17 protein-coding genes are annotated in these 16475 nt (G+C 61.5%); 7 read left to right on the top strand and 10 right to left on the bottom strand.

Annotated elements, in window-relative coordinates; genetic code table 11:
- Positions 1-33: 33 nt before the first annotated feature.
- The 6 genes from soxA to ACXADQ_RS12135 all read right to left on the bottom strand — a co-directional run bounded on the left by soxA (position 34) and on the right by ACXADQ_RS12135 (position 3679).
- A complete protein-coding gene (gene soxA, locus ACXADQ_RS12160; RefSeq protein ID WP_475320553.1) occupies positions 34-888 on the bottom strand; it encodes a sulfur oxidation c-type cytochrome SoxA in 855 nt (284 codons plus the stop codon).
- Between the two features lie 66 nt (positions 889-954).
- Entirely contained in the window at positions 955-1284 is a 330-nt protein-coding gene (gene soxZ, locus ACXADQ_RS12155) for a thiosulfate oxidation carrier complex protein SoxZ (RefSeq protein WP_475320552.1), read from the bottom strand.
- Between the two features lie 21 nt (positions 1285-1305).
- Positions 1306-1722: a thiosulfate oxidation carrier protein SoxY gene (gene soxY / locus ACXADQ_RS12150; RefSeq protein ID WP_475320551.1), complete on the bottom strand. Its 417-nt coding sequence runs from the start codon at positions 1720-1722 to the stop codon at positions 1306-1308.
- A gap of 29 nt (positions 1723-1751) precedes the next feature.
- Positions 1752-2225: a sulfur oxidation c-type cytochrome SoxX gene (gene soxX, locus ACXADQ_RS12145; protein ID WP_475320550.1), complete on the bottom strand. Its 474-nt coding sequence runs from the start codon at positions 2223-2225 to the stop codon at positions 1752-1754.
- Between the two features lie 116 nt (positions 2226-2341).
- Positions 2342-2920, bottom strand: a complete 579-nt coding sequence (locus ACXADQ_RS12140; RefSeq protein ID WP_475320549.1) for a thioredoxin family protein — start codon at positions 2918-2920, stop codon at positions 2342-2344.
- A 21-nt stretch (positions 2921-2941) separates the two neighbouring features.
- The gene (locus ACXADQ_RS12135; protein WP_475320548.1) at positions 2942-3679 is read right to left on the bottom strand and encodes a cytochrome c biogenesis CcdA family protein; all 738 of its coding nucleotides are present in this window, start codon (positions 3677-3679) and stop codon (positions 2942-2944) included.
- Between the two features lie 72 nt (positions 3680-3751).
- Here ACXADQ_RS12135 and ACXADQ_RS12130 point away from each other — a divergent pair, with 72 nt between their 5' ends.
- The 3 genes from ACXADQ_RS12130 to ACXADQ_RS12120 all read left to right on the top strand — a co-directional run bounded on the left by ACXADQ_RS12130 (position 3752) and on the right by ACXADQ_RS12120 (position 5685).
- On the top strand, positions 3752-4123 hold the full coding sequence (locus ACXADQ_RS12130) for a thioredoxin family protein (RefSeq protein ID WP_475320547.1): 372 nt from the start codon (positions 3752-3754) through the stop codon (positions 4121-4123).
- Positions 4124-4217: 94 nt separating this feature from the next.
- Positions 4218-4556, top strand: a complete 339-nt coding sequence (locus ACXADQ_RS12125; protein WP_475320546.1) for an ArsR/SmtB family transcription factor — start codon at positions 4218-4220, stop codon at positions 4554-4556.
- A 70-nt stretch (positions 4557-4626) separates the two neighbouring features.
- Positions 4627-5685 carry a YeeE/YedE family protein gene (locus ACXADQ_RS12120; RefSeq protein ID WP_475320545.1) on the top strand — a complete coding sequence of 353 codons (1059 nt, stop codon included), beginning with the start codon at positions 4627-4629 and terminating at the stop codon, positions 5683-5685.
- 94 nt (positions 5686-5779) lie between these two features.
- On the opposite strand, the gene ACXADQ_RS12115 is transcribed toward ACXADQ_RS12120, so the two are convergent.
- The 4 genes from ACXADQ_RS12115 to ACXADQ_RS12100 all read right to left on the bottom strand — a co-directional run bounded on the left by ACXADQ_RS12115 (position 5780) and on the right by ACXADQ_RS12100 (position 10620).
- Entirely contained in the window at positions 5780-7009 is a 1230-nt protein-coding gene (locus ACXADQ_RS12115; RefSeq protein ID WP_475320544.1) for an acyl-CoA dehydrogenase family protein, read from the bottom strand.
- A gap of 106 nt (positions 7010-7115) precedes the next feature.
- The gene (locus ACXADQ_RS12110) at positions 7116-8426 is read right to left on the bottom strand and encodes an O-antigen ligase domain-containing protein (protein WP_475320543.1); all 1311 of its coding nucleotides are present in this window, start codon (positions 8424-8426) and stop codon (positions 7116-7118) included.
- Entirely contained in the window at positions 8423-9892 is a 1470-nt protein-coding gene (locus tag ACXADQ_RS12105) for a GumC family protein (RefSeq protein ID WP_475320542.1), read from the bottom strand. The genes ACXADQ_RS12110 and ACXADQ_RS12105 overlap by 4 nt, the downstream gene beginning before the upstream one ends.
- Positions 9893-10005: 113 nt before the next feature.
- Positions 10006-10620: a response regulator transcription factor gene (locus tag ACXADQ_RS12100; RefSeq protein WP_475326072.1), complete on the bottom strand. Its 615-nt coding sequence runs from the start codon at positions 10618-10620 to the stop codon at positions 10006-10008.
- A gap of 259 nt (positions 10621-10879) precedes the next feature.
- On the opposite strand from ACXADQ_RS12100, the gene ACXADQ_RS12095 reads away from it, so the two are divergent.
- The 4 genes from ACXADQ_RS12095 (at position 10880) to ACXADQ_RS12080 (ending at position 16389) form a co-directional block, all read left to right on the top strand.
- On the top strand, positions 10880-12313 hold the full coding sequence (locus ACXADQ_RS12095; RefSeq protein ID WP_475320541.1) for a WecB/TagA/CpsF family glycosyltransferase: 1434 nt from the start codon (positions 10880-10882) through the stop codon (positions 12311-12313).
- A gap of 19 nt (positions 12314-12332) precedes the next feature.
- The gene (locus tag ACXADQ_RS12090) at positions 12333-13220 is read left to right on the top strand and encodes a UTP--glucose-1-phosphate uridylyltransferase (protein ID WP_475320540.1); all 888 of its coding nucleotides are present in this window, start codon (positions 12333-12335) and stop codon (positions 13218-13220) included.
- Between the two features lie 124 nt (positions 13221-13344).
- Positions 13345-13851: a putative pterin-binding protein gene (locus tag ACXADQ_RS12085; protein ID WP_475320539.1), complete on the top strand. Its 507-nt coding sequence runs from the start codon at positions 13345-13347 to the stop codon at positions 13849-13851.
- A 21-nt stretch (positions 13852-13872) separates the two neighbouring features.
- Positions 13873-16389, top strand: a complete 2517-nt coding sequence (locus tag ACXADQ_RS12080) for a hybrid sensor histidine kinase/response regulator (protein WP_475320538.1) — start codon at positions 13873-13875, stop codon at positions 16387-16389.
- Positions 16390-16475: the final 86 nt, after the last annotated feature.

The raw sequence follows: 16475 nt of genomic DNA, 5'->3' as shown, positions 1-16475 counted from the left end.
CGGCCAGGCACACCGGCCGCTCTGAACGAAAGATCAGTTCCGAACCGAGGGTGCCTCGACCGACAGGCCGTTGCCACGGCTGGCGACATACAGTTCCAGCGCGACGAAATCGGCGCTGCCGGGTTTGTAGGTCTCGGCACGGGTGTCACGTACGCAGCCTTTGAAACGCGCGTGAACCGAGTTCAGCTTGGCGTTTTTCAGGCGATACACCGGGAAGCCGTTGATCTGACCCTGGCTCAGGTGGTCGGCGCGGATCATGTTGCCATAGTTGTCTTCATGACAGTTCGCGCAGGACAGTTCCAGCTGACCGGTGCGGGTATAGTACATGTCTTTGCCCTGCTCCCACATCGCTTCGGCGGGGCCATCAATGGCGACATTTACCGGCATCCCACGCGATTGCAGGCTGATCAGCGCGACCATGTTGGTCAACTTGCCCGAAGTGTATTTCAGCTTGTCAGCGCCCATACGGTTTTCGCGGCAGTCATTGACCTGCATTTCCAGGGTGCGGACCTCTTCGGCCCCGTCGTTCCATTTGGGATAGACGGCGCGCACGCCTTTCATGCTGTCCTCGACATCGCCGTGACAGGACGCGCAGGATTTGCCCTCGGAGCCCTCAACAGTGTCCCAGTCTTCCATACCGGCCTCGACGGCCAGCATACCGGGGTTGTCAAAGTCGTCCGCCTGCATCACCTGTGTGTTGTCCGACCGGAAATGCCAGCCCGAGATCACCTCGTCCAGCACGTCCGACAGATGCGCTGGGGCGGCGGTCTTTGTGACCATTTCCAGCTCATCATTCACGACCAGTTTGTCATCATCCGCATCGGCCATCGCCATTACGGGCAAAGCAAACGCCAAAGCTGTGACGGCAGTCAGTTGCTTGAATTTCATCTAGCTTCCTCCCTGTGGTGAACCTGTCCCGGCCATGCAACGTACCGGAACAGGTCACCGGTATTATTATGCGATTGCGACCTTCTTCGAGGTCTCGTAAACCGACCCGTCATCATCGTACCAGGTGAATTTCAGCTCGCCCGCTTCGGGGATCACAGCTTCGAATTCGAAATATGGGTTGGTCGAGATCGCGGGCTCCAGCGTGACGTCAACAACGGACTTGCCGTTGAATTCGCAGGTGAAGCGGTTGATGATCGAACGCGGGATGACCGAGCCATCCTTGTTCTTGCGCTGACCCAATTCCATCTTGTGGCTGATCAGGGTCTTCAGCGTGACGGTATCGCCAGCCGCGGCCTTTTTGGGGGCCTTGACGCGGGGTTTTACACCAGATGCCATTGTCTTGTCTCCTTGTCCTGATTAGCCGCCGCAGCCGCCGATGGTGACCTTGACGGTCGAGCTGGCCTTGGCAAACGAGCCATCGGCCATCTTGGCGATTGCCACGACGTCCTGGGTGCCTGCCAGACGGATCCGGGTCGAGGCCGATTGCGAGCCCGCCAGTTCACCGAAATTGAAGGTCGCAACGCCTGGAGTCGGGTTGCCGGTGGCCAGCAGCATGATCGAGGTCGCGCCCGCAGCGTCGACCGAAATCGGTACCGTGTTGCCGTTTTCCGCGATTTCAGGCGCGGTCAGGTTGACGCCGCCCTCGGCCACGTCGGCACCCCCCGTGAAGGCGGCGATTGCGTCTTCGGCTGCTGCGTTGACCTGGATCGGCAGAACGGTCAGAGCCGCTGCCCCCAGCCCAAGCGCCAGCGTGTCGCGTCTTGAGAATTCCATGTTCATCTCCTTAAGTCTTTCGCCCCTGATCACTCTTTCAGAGTGGACAGGAAGGCAATCACGTCTTCAATTTGTGTCGCGGACAGCAGTGGATCCAGGGCACCATCGGGCGCTTTGCCGGTATAGGCGTTGCCCGGGCGGATGAACCCATCAACCTTATAGTAGGCAGGCATAACCGTGCCTTCGAAGGTCTTCTTAGAGTTCACGAGGATGCCACGCAGTTCTGCGACAGAGCGGTTTTCGCCCACGCCGTCCAACATCGGTCCGACATTGCCGGGGAAGGTCAACTCTGGGCGCGCTTCGATCTGATGACAGGCAACACAGTTGCCTTTTTTCTTGTTCGAAAACACGTCATAGCCTGCTTCGGCATTGCCAGGCGCACCGGTCAGGGACTTCTCGACGGCCCCGTCTTCAGTGAATACTACATCAGCGGGCGCAACCGGATTGGCGAATGCCGCCCCGGCAGCAAAACTCGCCACCAGTGTCAGTGTTGTAAGCCGCATGATTCCTCCCATGGATTATTTTTGGCTGTGCTAGCTTGGTATACCGTAGTTCACCGTCCTCGATGAACGCAACAACAAATTCACAGTTGTGAATTTTTTAGATGTTGCGCAATAGGTCAGTCAAATTTACCATTGTTTCGCTCTTGGATGCGTCGCGCATGGTACCGTTGAAAATCTTCCCCGTTATCAAGCAGGTACCGCTTTTCAGCGACCCAGGTATACATGTCGGTGGTGGTGCCTTTGGCGAAGGCCCCGGGCATGATCGCGACCGACGCCTGGGGGGCCGGAACGCCCTCTGGCACCTCTTCGGGAAAGAAAATCACCGTCGGCGTAAACAGAATCCCCCATTTGCGCATGAGGTCCGATTGGGCCATTTCCTGCCCGTCAAAATCGGTCGCGGTGTCGCTGCCATGCAGGTTCATTTGCACCATAAAGAAGTTGTCATCGATGAATTGAGACAGCTCCGGATCGATATAGACCTCTTCGTGCATTTTCCGGCAATAGATGCAGCCGCGTTGCTCGATAATCACGGCAAATCGTTTGCCTTCGGCGTTGGCCTCGTCCAGATCCTCGCGCAGGTCCTTGAAGGTGTCGCGCATCCAGGGTTCCTTGTGCAGCCCGTCATCGCCAACCTCGGCGGACACGGGCAGCGCCAGCGCGATCACCGCGCTGATTGTCATCAATAGTCGTTTCATAGTCTCCTCCCTCTTGAACGTTTATCCCAGTCCGGCAAACCCCGGGACCCAGCGGATCATGGCGTCGGCAATCAGGTTGACCGCATTGGTCGCGATCAGCACCGCAAAGAGGATCAGCATCACCCCCATCACCTTTTCTACATGGCCCAGATATTTGCGGTTGCGCTGCATCCAGCGCAGGAATGGTTTTGCGAACAGTGCCGCCACGATGAAGGGCGCGGTCATGGACAGACCATACACCAACAGCAACAGCCCACCGCGCCAGATATCCCCCATCCCACTGGCGATCATCAGGATCGAGGCCAGCGCCGGCCCCACGCAGGGTGTCCAGCCAAAGCCAAAGGCCAGCCCCATCACATAGGCACCGATGATGGTCGTGGGCTCGGCTTTGCTCTCCAGCTTGGCCTCGCGATACAGCAGCGGGATGCGCAGGACGCCCAGAAAATGAAGGCCAAACAGCAGCAGGATCGCCGCGGCCACATAGCTGAGCGGCTTGTTCCACTGCGCAAAGGCCTGTCCCAGTGCGGTCGCCCCCATGCCCAGCAGTACAAAAATGGTGCTGACCCCCAGGGCGAAAAACACCGCCGAGATCACCAACCGTCGCTGTGCACCCGGGGCGATCTCGCCGTCGTCTTGCAGCTCGGACATGGAAATTCCGGCCATGTAGCACAGGTAAAACGGTACCATCGGCAGGATGCAGGGGGTAAAGAAGCTCAGAAGCCCCGCAACCGCAGCCCCGGCAAAGGAAATATCCAACATCGGAGCAACTCCTTGAACAATTCACATATTCATATTATGTTGTACGATAACATTCCGTCAATCAGGTGCCTCATGAGCCTGCGTCTTTTTCTTGCCCCCCTCCTGTTTATCGTGGCTCAGGCCCTGCCCGCGCAAGCGGCCGAGCTGATCATGGTGGAACGAAAGGGCTGCCATTATTGCATCGAGTGGAAAGACGATCTGGGCCCCATCTATCCCAACACGGCCGAGGGCAAATACGCCCCGCTGCGGATCATCGACATCAACGATGGCGCGCCCGATGGCGTGACTTTTGCACGCAAGGTCATCTACACCCCGACCTTCGTGCTGGTGGAAAACAATACCGAGATCGGTAGGATCGAAGGCTATCCGGGCGAAGACTTCTTTTGGGGTCTTCTGGACATGATGCTGAAGGCCAAGACCGATTTCGCACGATCCTCGGGCTAAGGGCTGGTGCTGCGATGCGGCGCCCGTCTGGACAGAACCGAATTAATAGTTGATAAGATCAAAAATCAAAGGGCCAACGCCAAAGGGACAGATCATGGCACTGCCGGTGTTCACAGACACCATCACCGAACCGGAGATGGACCGTATCGTGGAAAACGCCACGAATGCGTCTAATTTTCTGAAGGCAGTCAGCCACGAAGGCCGGATGATGATCCTGTGCCATCTTGTTACCGGCGAAAAATCCGTCACCGAACTGGAAGAGCTGCTGTCCGCCCGTCAGGCGGCTGTGTCCCAGCAGCTGTCGCGCCTGCGCCTCGAGGGTCTGGTGATCCCCCGCCGCGAGGGCAAGGCGATCTATTACCGTTTGGCGGATGACAAACCTCGGCGTATACTCGAACTGGTCTACGACCTGTTCTGCGCGGATGAGGACTGAACAGGCCCTCTTGACATGAAAATCTGAATACGACGCGGGACGCCGCGGCGATCCTAGGGAGGAGAGGATCATGCCGGAGTTTCTGACGGAAGAAGTACTTGTCGCCCTGTTTGGCATGGGCGGAGGCCTGTTGCTGGGTCTGGCCGCGCGGTTGGGCCGGTTCTGCACCATGGGCGCAATCGAGGACCTGCTGTATGGCGGCTCGGACACGCGCATGCGGATGTGGGCGCTGGCGATTGGTGTGGCCGTTCTGGGCAGTTTCACCCTGGCTGCCTCTGGACTGCTGCAAACCGAAAGCTCTTATTACCTGTCGATCCGGTGGATGCCTTTTGCCTCGGTTCTGGGCGGGCTGATCTTCGGGTATGGCATGGCGCTGGCGGGCAACTGCGGCTACGGATCCATCGCGCGTCTGGGTGGCGGCGATATGCGCGCCTTTGTGATCGTGCTGGTGATGGGCGTGTCGGCCTATGCAGTCCTGTCGGGGCCCTTGGCGCCGTTGCGCGTGATGTTGTTTCCGCAAGAGGACGTGGTGAATGACCTGCCGCCGGGCATCGCGCATTTGCTGGGCAGCTGGACCGGAGCGTCAGTCAACGCCATCGGCATTGCGATCGGCGCGGTGATCATCCTGGGAGCCCTGGCCAACAAGGCCTTTGTCACCGAAGCCAAAGCGATCTTCTGGTCCGTCGTTGTGGGTGTCGCCATCGTGTCCGGCTGGGCGGGTAGCCATTGGGTTGCGACCACGGGGTTTGCAGATATCCAGGTCGTGTCGCACAGTTTCTCGGCCCCTGTCGGGGAAAGCTTGCTGTATTTCATGACGGCGTCCGCGCGGGTGCCCTCTTTTGCGGTGGGCTCGGTTGCGGGGGTCATCCTAGGCGCCTTTATCGGGTCCTTGATCAAGGGTCATTTCAGGTGGGAAGCCTGTGAGGATCCGCGTGAGCTGCGCCGTCAGATCACCGGGGCCGCACTGATGGGCGCCGGGGCTGTGCTGGCCCTTGGCTGCACTGTGGGCCAGGGGCTGAGCGCGTTTTCCATGCTGGCCTTTTCGGCGCCAGTGACGTTTCTGGCGATTTTTGCGGGGGCGGCTTTGGGGCTGCGCCAGTTGATCGAGGGGTTCCAGCCTGCCGAGTGATAAAAGGGGCGCTGCCCCTCTGCGCTGCGCGCATTCACCCCGGAGTATTTTGGGAACAAAGAAAGGAAAGGGGCCGCGCGGCCCCCTTTTCTGTTCAGACTTTTTGCTGGGTGTATTTGCGGATTTCAGTCCGGGCGATTTGCCGGCGGTGGACGGCGTCGGGACCGTCGGCCAGGCGGAGGGTCCGCACATGGGTCCAGGCATGGGCGAGCGGAGTGTCCTGACTGACACCCTGGGCACCGAACATCTGGCTGGCCTCGTCGATCACTTTGAGCGCCATACGCGGGGCGACCGTTTTGATCATGGAGATCCAGGGGGCGGCGGCGCGGGCATCGCCCTGATCCATGTACCACGCGGCTTTGAGGCAGAGCAGGCGGGCCTGTTCAATCTCCATCCGGCATTCGGCGATGATGTCGTAGTTGGCGCCCAGGTGGGCCAGGGGTTTGCCGAAAGCCTCGCGTTCCAGCGAGCGTTTGCACAGCAATTCCAGTGCTGCCTCGGCCTGGCCAATGGCGCGCATGCAGTGGTGGATGCGACCCGGCCCCAGGCGGCCTTGCGAGATTTCGAAGCCGCGCCCTTCGCCCAGCAGCAGGTTTTCTGCCGGGATGCGCACATTGGTAAAGCGCATATGCATGTGGCCGTGGGGCGCGTCATCGTCGCCGTACACCTGCATCGGGCGGAGGATCTCGATCCCCTCGGCGTTTGCGGGCACGATGACCATCGAGTGCTGCTTGTGCTTAGGGTGATCGTCGCCGCCGGTTTTCACCATCACGACGTAGACGGCACAGCGCGGATCCCCTGCCCCCGAGGCCCACCATTTTTCACCGTTCAGGACGTATTCATCACCATCGCGCACACAGGACATCGAGATATTGGTGGCGTCCGACGAGGCCACGTTGGGTTCGGTCATACAATAGGCCGAGCGGATTTCACCCGCCAGAAGCGGTTCAAGCCATTGTTTTTTCAGCGCTTCGGTGCCGTAGCGTTCGAACACCTCCATATTGCCCGTATCAGGGGCCGAACAGTTGAAGACCTCGGCGCCCAGCGGGGTTTTGCCCATCTCTTCGGCGAAGTAAGCGTATTCCACCGTGGTCAGGCCAAAGCCCTTGTCACTGTCGGTCAGAAAGAAATTCCACAGGCCTTCGGCCTTGGCCTTGGCTTTCAACCCTTCCAGAATTTCCGTCTGACGATCGGTATATTGCCAGCGATCCCCCTTGGCGACCTCGGCCTCGTACTCTTCGGCCAGCGGTGCGATTTCGTCCCGAACCATGGCTGCAACGCGATCCAGCAGCTTGCGGTTCTCCTCTCTGATTCCGAAATCCATGTCTCCCCCCTTTTCTCTATGCGAAATATCATTCCGCCCAAGTACAGCATGAGGATGGCATAATTGATAGACAAAATCGTCATACGATTTGAGGAGCGACGCGGGGTCATTCCGTTGGGACAAGCGTGGAGTTCCTGACGTCCCGGCCAGAATTCCGGGTCTTTTCATCGGCCAGTTCGCGTGCGTGGATGCCCAGAATCAACAAGCCCGGCCACAGCATGTAGGCCTCGATCTCCAGGTTTTCGCCAAAGGACAACAACACGATTGTCATCACGATCCCCAGCGGCAGCCAACCGCGTGGACCGCGCGCCGCATCCAGCAACGACACCCCGATTTGCCAAAACAGTGGCACCAGCAGCGCCAGGAAACCGACCAGACCTTTGACGAACAACAGCCCGTACCAAGTATGGTGACTGCCGATGGGCATGTATTCCACCAAATGCGGGCCGGGCTGCACGGTGCCGTGACCAAACCACGGCGCCTCGGTGCGCCAGCGTTCCTCGGCGATGCGTTGCAATGTGGCGCGCACGCGGGTGCTGTCGGCGCGGGCGCCTTTGAAGGCCGCGATCCCCGTTTCGATGCTTTGCAGCAGCCACGTGCCCAGCACCGCCAACGAGGCCGTCAGCCCCGCCACCACCTGCCAGGCCCAGCCCTTCAGGATCAGCGGCACCATGCGCGGGCCGATGGTGCAGGCCACCAGCCCCACCAGCCCCATACGCGATTTCGAGGCCAGGATCATCAGCACACCGGCCGCGATCCCAACGGCCATCCAACGGCGGTCTTTTTCCTCGAGCGCGAACAGCACCATGATCACGCCCAGCAACGCGGCAAAGGGGGACCACGGGGCATAGAACTGCCAGCGCGGGGTCCAACTAGCCGGATCGAATGTGAAGAAATAGACCGAGAAATACTCGGGGCCCGGCCCTCCGATAGCCTTAAGCGGCGAGGTGAAAATGCGCTCGGGCAGACCAATATAGGGCGCCATCAGCAGGATCGGCGCCAGGGCCAGCGTCCACGCCCCCACGATGCATTGCCCGCGGATCAGGATCTCGCGCCGGATCGGCAGGACTGCCCCGGCAAAGATGAACAGCGCCAGCAGCGCCCAGCCCTTGGCCCAACCGATCGAGGATTTGATGGTCTTCTTCAGCCCCAACCCCCAGTCCAGATGGCCGACCCAAAGGGCAACCAGCATCACCAACATTCCAGCGATCCAAGCCCAAACGATAGGAGGCACGGGGCCGGTGGCGCGCAGATCTTCGCGGATCGCGGGGCCCAGATACAGCGCCAATACCCCCAGCATCGCCAACAGCCAGGCCAGCACGGGCCCCACCACATACAGCGCGCCCAGGGCATAAAACGGCCAGGTCCAGACCAGCGCGCGATAGACAATGGCCTCGGCCGGGTTGGCGGGGGTCATCGTTTGGCGCCTTTGTGCAGCAAGCGCGCGATCAGTGCCGCGCGGACCCAGCCCAAGGCCAAGCCAATCAGCATCATAAAGGTCGCTGCGACCCCGGCGGCAATCGCGATTTTGCGACGCGGCGAGGAGGGAGCGTCCGCCAATGTCGGGTTCTCCAGCACCTGCACCAGCGGGTACGAGGCATAGATGTCCGATTTGCTGGATTGCGTGCGGGCGATGGCCGATGCGAACACCGCCTCGGCCACGGCGAAATCGCGCTGCATATCCTCGAGCCGCGCCGCCATGGGGGCCATGCGCTCGAGCCGCTTGGATTCCCGCTCGAACCGGGTGGACATCTCGCGCCATTGCGCGGCCAGACCAGCCCGATCCGTTTCCTGGCGCACCAGTTCGGCCAGCAATTCAGCGCGCGCACCATCCGGGGCCACGTCGATCCGGCCCAGCACTTGCGGCGTCAGCCCGGTCAACGCCATGGCGCGCGCCAGTGCATTGCGCCGCTCGGTCTGATAGGTCCCCTGCGCTCGGCTGACCGACGGATGCTGCGCCCCAAACCGCGAGTTCAGATCCGCCAGATCCGCTGCGCGCGCCGACATCTGTTGCACCATGGCCAGATACTCGGCATCTGCATACAGTTTCAGCGCGGCGGCCGCCTGATCGGGGCTTAGCCCCAGCTTGGCCTGCAACATCTGCACCGCGCCGGTGCGTTGCTGCAATGACGCGGCCAGTTGATCCACGTCGCCACGCAGTAACTCGTTCGCCGAGACCTGATCCTGATACTGCTGCGCCGAGAAAAGCCCCGTCTGGCGCTGCAACTCAGCGATACCGTCCCGCGTGGCCTGGATCGAGTTACGATACTCCCGGATCGCCTCCAGCCCGCCATCCTCGCGGGTGACTTGCTCGTCACGACGCAACCGGTCCAGCTCGGCGAAAAAGGCAGACAGGACCGCCTCGCCGCGTGCCTGTGCGTCCTCGGGGGAGTTGCCCACCATCTGCAAATGGATCAGCCCGGTCTGGTCCACCAGATTGATGCGCGGGGTACCAAAGTCGCGCCGTTGCATCCCCATCAAGTCGGCGGCGTCGATCAGGATACGCTCGGCCCCGATCAAACGCTTATAGGTTTCGGTCGGGCTGATGGAGTTGCTGGAAAACGCCGAATTCGCATAAGAAGACGCCTGCCCGATATCATTCAGATTGACCGAGGCCGATGCCCCCGACCCCGGCAGGATCAGCGACATATAAGAGGTATAGCGCAACGGCGCAGTTTGTAGATACCCCGTGATAGGCGCCCAGATCGCGGCCGCGCCAATCAGGAAGACACCGGCATAACGCGGCAAGCGCCCAGCATCCGCGATGCGCCCCCCCTTTAGCAGCCGCGCCGAAGACAACTGGCGCAACGGGCTGCGCCACAACGCCAAACGGCCGGTCGGGTTATCAGAAGGGGCAGCAGAAACACGCGAGGCAAACAACATGGGCAAAACTCCTTTGCCCCAGGAATACCGTGTTTGCCGCAGCGATGCCCTTGCGCCGCAGGATGGTAGAAGGGCGCAGCCGGATGCGCGCCTATCCGTTCGGATGGGTCAGATCAGAACAGGCCCGCGTCGCGCGCGATAATGGCGGCCTGAGTCCGATTGCCGACCTCTAGCTTGCGATACAGCGTTTTCATATGCAGCTTGATCGTTGGCTCGGTCAGATCCAGATCGCGGGCGATTTCCTTGTTGGATTTGCCCTCGGTCAGGCCCTTGAGCACCTGCATTTCCCGCTGGGTCAGCTTTTCCGCCAGCGGGTGGGTTTCGGCCTCGTCCGCCGCCGTCATGAAATCGATCGGAGCGTATTGTTCACCCATCGCCATGAATTTGATGGCATTGACCAGCGATTTCGCAGGCAGCGTTTTGGGAACAAACCCGGCGGCCCCGGCCTCGAGTGCGTCTTCGGCGATGGCCTTGGTCGCCTCGCCCGAGATCAGCGCCACACGTTGCCCGCCCGCCATGCCCATCGCTTCCTTCAGGCTGTCGATCCCGCGCATCCCCGGCATCTTGTAGTCCAGCAGCACCAGATCATAGGGACCATTCGCCTCGATCATCTGGCAAGCCTTGTCAAAGCTGGGGGCAGTGTCGGTTTGCAACCCATCCTCAGAGGATAGAAACGCGACCAGCGTGTCGCGCAGCAATTCGTGGTCATCGGCGATCAGGATACGCAAGTCACTCACTCATCTCTTGTTATACGCGATTATCTAGGGCGGGTTCGCCAAACTCAAGCTCTAATCCAGCCCCATCTGGTCAGGGGACCTATCCGAAGGGGTGGCATTCGATCCATTGGGCCGCAAAGCCCTGTTCCGATTGCATAAATCATGCCCTCTAACGCCCCGACACCCTGTCCGCCCGCTCGCTTGAGAGCCCCCCAGACGATCGGTCATGACTAAGGAAAGTCTGACAAATTCGAACGAACGGAGGTTCCCAATGCTGCACGACACCGCATTCATTCCCGACGGTCAGGGCGTTCCGGCCCGCGTCTCTGACAGCCAAGTTGCCCCCAGTGTGTCCCGCCACTTCACCCGGGATACACGCCTGCCGACGCTTCCCATTCTGGGACTTCCCGTGGTTGACGCCACCACTCACGACACGGCGGAGGCGCTGCTGGACGGCGCAGCGCGGCAGGTCTTTTTCATCAATGCCCATTGCCTGAATGTCCGCGCGGCCCATCGGGGGTACGCCGCGGCGCTGGCACGGGCGGATTATGTTCTTCCCGACGGGATCGGGGTCGAGCTGGCCGCAAAGATGACCGGCCATCGCCTGACCCAGAACCTGAACGGCACCGATTTCGTGCCCGAGCTGTTGGCCCGCGCGGCCAAACGCGGCCTGTCGGTGTTTCTGGTGGGGGGGCGGCCGGGGACGGCGCAGGCAGCGGCTGGGAGGCTGGCTGTGAACATCCCCGGCCTGCGCATTGCCGGCACTTTGGATGGCTATGCGCAAGCTCAGGACGAGGCCAAGGCCGTGGCGCAGATCAATGCCTCGGGCGCGGATATCCTGCTGGTCGCGATGGGCGTGCCCCTGCAAGAGCTGTGGCTGGATCGCAACCTGCCCCAGCTGAACACCCGGCTGAACCTGGGCGTCGGCGCGCTGTTTGATTTTCTGGCCGGGACCGTGCAGCGCGCCCCTGTCAAAATCCGCCGAATGCGGGCCGAGTGGGCCTGGCGTCTGGCGATGGAGCCCCGCCGCATGGCCCGCCGCTACTTGATCGGGAATGTCACGTTTCTGGCCCGCGCCGCCCGTCACGCCTTGCAAAATCGCGACCGCACCGCCACCCGCAAACGGGTGCTGGACCTGACGCTGACCGGCCTGGGCCTGATCCCCTTGCTGCCGGTTTTCGCGACAATTGCGCTGGCCATCAAGCTGGACAGTCGCGGCCCCGTGTTTTTCAGCCAGGAACGGGTCGGCAAGGACGGTCGCAAATTCCGAATGTTGAAATTCCGCTCGATGGTGCAGGATGCCGGGGCGCAACGAGCGGCATTGCTGGACAGCTCGGACCGCGATGGCATTTGCTTTAAATCCCGCCATGATCCGCGCGTCACCCGGGTGGGGCGCCTGCTGCGCCGCACCTCGTTGGACGAGTTGCCCCAGATCCTGAACGTGCTGAAGGGGCAGATGTCTCTGGTTGGCCCGCGTCCCGCCCTGCCCGAGGAAACCAGCGCCTATCCCACCCGCGCGCTAGAACGCCTGTCGGTCAAACCTGGCCTGACCGGGCTGTGGCAGGTGTCGGGCCGCGCCGATATCAGCTTTGACAAGATGGTGGACATGGACGTCGCCTATGCCCGCTCGCGCTCGGTTCTGCTGGACCTGATTTTGATCGCCCTGACCTTCCGCGCCGTTGTCACTGGCCGCGGCGCCTATTGATCCCAGAAAGGACACCGACATGACCCATATTCGCAAAGCCGTCTTTCCCGTCGCTGGCATGGGCACGCGTTTTCTGCCCGCCACCAAATCCATCCCCAAAGAGATGCTGCCGCTGGTGGATCGCCCGCTGATCCAATACGCCGTGGACGAGGCCCGCGCCGCCGGGATCGAAGAGTTCATTTTCGTCAGCGCCCCCGGGAAATCCGCGCTCGAGGACTATTTCTGCGCCCATGCCGCGCTGGAATCCGATCTGGAGCGCAAGGGCAAAACCGACCTTCTGAACCGCCTGGCCACCACCCGCATGAGCGAGGGAGCGATGACCATTCTGCGTCAGGACCGCCCGCGTGGGCTGGGCCATGCTGTCAGCCTGGCGCGTAAATTGGTGGGGGATGACCCCTTTGCCGTGATCCTGCCCGATGACGTGATCCGCGCGCCGGTTCCTGCCATGGCCCAGATGGTCACCGCCCATGCCAAAACCGGCGGGCATATGGTGGCCACGATGCAGGTGCCCCGCGCGCAAGTCAGCAGCTATGGCGTGCTGGATTGCGACACTGCGGACGGCCCGATCTTGCGCGCCCGCGGTTTGGTGGAAAAACCCCGCCCGGAGGTCGCGCCCTCGACCCAGGCCGTGATTGGCCGCTATATCCTGACCCCGGCGATCTTTGACCGGCTGGCCGATCAGGGCCCCGGCGCGGGCGGAGAAATCCAGCTAACCGACGCGATCAACGCCGATGTCGACAGCGTCGGCGTGTCGGGCCTGGCCTTCGAGGGCCAGCGCTATGATTGCGGATCGGTGCGCGGCTATGTCGAGGCAACGGTCGCCTTTGCCCTGGATCGGCCCGAGCTGGCAGCAGGCGTCACCCCTGCCCTGCGCAGCCTGTTGGCCCCTCAAAACGCTGTCGCTTAGGTCCAACCCTGCCCAAAGGATAGCGCACCTACCCGTTCGGGTAGGGGCCTATCCCACGGCGCGGATGCGTGCCTGCGCTGTCCGTGCCATAACAAATACAACCGAAACCTGACCCCGAGTACCCATGCTTGCCCATATCCGTTTGACCGCCGCCGCCCTGATAACCTCTCTCGCCTTGCCTGCCTGGGCAGAACTGGCCGTGCCTCAGGGCGAGGTCATCCTGACCGTGTCGGGCAATATCGCCGAAACCAATGCCAAGGATACAGCCCTATTTGATCTGGATATGCTGCGCGCCCTGCCCTCGCAGGCATTTGAAACCAGCACGATCTGGACCAACGGCCCGCAGCAATTCAAAGGCGTGCCGCTGAATTCGTTGCTGGCCGCGCTTGGGGCCCAGGGCAGCGCGCTGCGCGCTATCGCGATCAACGCCTACGAGGTCCAGATCCCCACCAGCGACGCTCAGGATGGCGGGCCGATCATCGCATATGAACTGAACGGCGACACCATGTCGGTGCGCGACAAAGGGCCACTTTGGGTTGTTTACCCTTATGATTCCGACCCTCGATTTCGCACCGAAGTGGTGTACTCTCGCAGTATCTGGCAGCTGGACCAGATCGAGATCATAGACTGACCTGTCCAAAACGAGGCATAGATGAGCATCGCATTCAAAGGTGTCCGCACCTTGCGGCGGCAAGGCTTTACCGTTCTGCTGACCGTCGCGGCGCTGTGCATCCTGGCAATCATTTCGCTTAGCCAGGCGGTGACCCGAGACCTGCGCCTGCTGGAAACTGCGAATTCGGACAACGTGCAATGGACTCTGGCCCAGGCCGAGGTCGAGTTCATGGAATTCCACCACGTGTTGGAAGAGAACCTGCTCGGCCCCGACATTCAGGCCCGCGCGGTGCGCCGGGCCTTTGATGTGTTCTATAGCCGTATCGTCACGCTGGAATCCGGTCGGCTGTATGACGGGCTTCGCCAGAACCCTGATTTCACCCGATCGCTCAGCGCCGCCCGACAGTTTCTGGACCGGCATGTGGGGCTGATCGACTCGATGGAGACGGCGGACCGCGCGCAGGTCATCGCGTTCGAGCAAGACGCCGAAACCCTGCGCGATACCGTGCGGCGCATCGCTAATTCCGGCCTGTATTACTTTGCTTCGCAATCGGATGCCCGCCGGGAATCCATCGCGATATCGCTGAAACGTCTGGCGCTGGTGACGACCTCTTTGATCGCGGCGCTGGCGCTGTTGGCCTATTATTCGCACCGGGTGGGCAAACAAAGCCATCGCAGCCGGATGGAGCTGCAAAACGCCCACACCCGGCTGAATTCAATCGTGACGGCCTCGTTGGATGCGGTGATCGTGTCGGATCGACACGGGCGGATCGTCGAATTCAATGCCTCGGCGGAAAAAGTGTTCGGCTATACCCCGCACGAGGTACTGGGCAAGCCCCTGGCCGAGGTGATCATTCCTCCACATCTGCGACAGGCCCACTCGGCCGGAATGAAACGCATGATCGCAGGCGGCGCGCATCGCGTGGTCGGCCATGGCCGCGTGAAGCTGGAAGGCATGCGTAAATCCGGCGAGGTGTTCCCGGTGGAATTGGCGCTCGAGGCCGCGGGCGAAGGCGAAGACATGATCGTGATCGGGTTCCTGCGCGATATTTCGGCTCAGGTCGCCGCCGAGCAAGAACTGGTCGAAGCCCGTGACCGTGCCCTGGCCGGGGAAAAGGCCAAAGCCGATTTCCTGGCCGTGATGACCCATGAAATCCGCACGCCGCTGAATGGGGTTCTGGGCAATCTGTCCTTGCTGGAAGACACCCGCCTGAGCCGCCAACAGGAACGCTATGCCGCGAATATGTCGATCTCGGCGAAACAACTGATGCGCCACGTGGATACGGTGCTGGATATCGCCCGGTTCGAATCTGGCCAGATCGCCCCGGACGAAAGCCCCACCCATCTGGGCACATTGATGCAGGACATCGTGGATGGGCAATCCGGCTATGCCGAGGCCAACGGAAACCGTCTGGAACGTGGCTGGATCGGCGCACCCGTTGACTGGGTGATGACCGATGCCGCGCGGCTGCAACAGATCCTGCTGAACCTCGTCGGCAACGCGATCAAGTTCACCGAAAACGGCAAGATCTCTCTCGAGGCGGAACGGCTGTACCGCAATGCCGGCGACAATTCGGTCGAGGTCGAATTCCGCATCATCGACACCGGCCTTGGCATCTCGCCCGACGACCAAGACCGGATTTTCGAGGATTTTCAAACGGTTGACACTTCGTTCCAGCGCGCAGCAGGCGGCACCGGATTGGGGCTGGGCATCGTGCGCCGATTGGTGCAGGCGATGGGGGGCTCGCTGGGTGTCGAAAGCACGCTGGACGAGGGCAGCGTTTTCTGGGTGCGCTTGCCCTTTGTCGAAACCGCCCGCCCAGCGCCCGATCAGGTGGCCAAACACGCCGCCACGCGCTCTGAACCGCTGGATATCCTTGTGGTCGAAGACAACGAGATCAACCAGCATCTGGTGTGCGAACTTTTGCAACGCAAAGGTCACAAGGTCAGCACGGCGGCCAATGGTCTGGACGGCGTGCAAACCGCTGCCAAACATGGCTTTGACCTGATCCTGATGGATATCAGCATGCCCGTGATGGACGGGCTGGAAGCCACCCGGCGCATCCGCTCCGAGGGCGGACCCTCGGCCCATAGCGCCATCGTCGCGTTGTCCGCCAATGTCTTGCCCGAGGTACGCGACCAGATCGTCGAAGCCGGGATGACCGGGTTTCTGGGCAAGCCCTTGCAGCGCGAGGAACTGGACACCGTCCTGACCGCCGCCCGGCGCGCCAGCGCGCCGCCCTCGCCTGCCCCAAGACCGGCACCGCAAAACGATGTGATGGCCAGCCTGAAACAGCGTTTCATCGATGAAACCGATGCGCTGATGGCCTGGCTTGCCACCGCCCCCACCGACACCCAAGAATTGGCCGCACGGTGCCACAAAGTGGCCGGCAGCGCCGCCGCCTTCAGTCAGCTTGGGCTGCGCGACGCCCTGGTGCAGATCGAACACGCCTCCAGCTCGGAGGAGCTGCAGGCCACCCTTGCCGACAAAATCAAGACCGCTCGGGACATCTGGGCCGCTCACGACCCAAGCACAATTTCCCCGGGCCAAGACTAGCGAATATCCGCGACGACCAGCCGATCCCCGCCGCGCGCCATCTCGAAATAGGCGACCTTGTTGCCACTTGCAGCAAACGCCAAAGG

The sequence above is a fragment of the Thalassovita sp. ABM4_323 genome (assembly GCF_056158665.1).
Note: the sequence above shows the minus strand (reverse complement) of the source record. Positions and strands in the feature narration are given on the sequence as shown.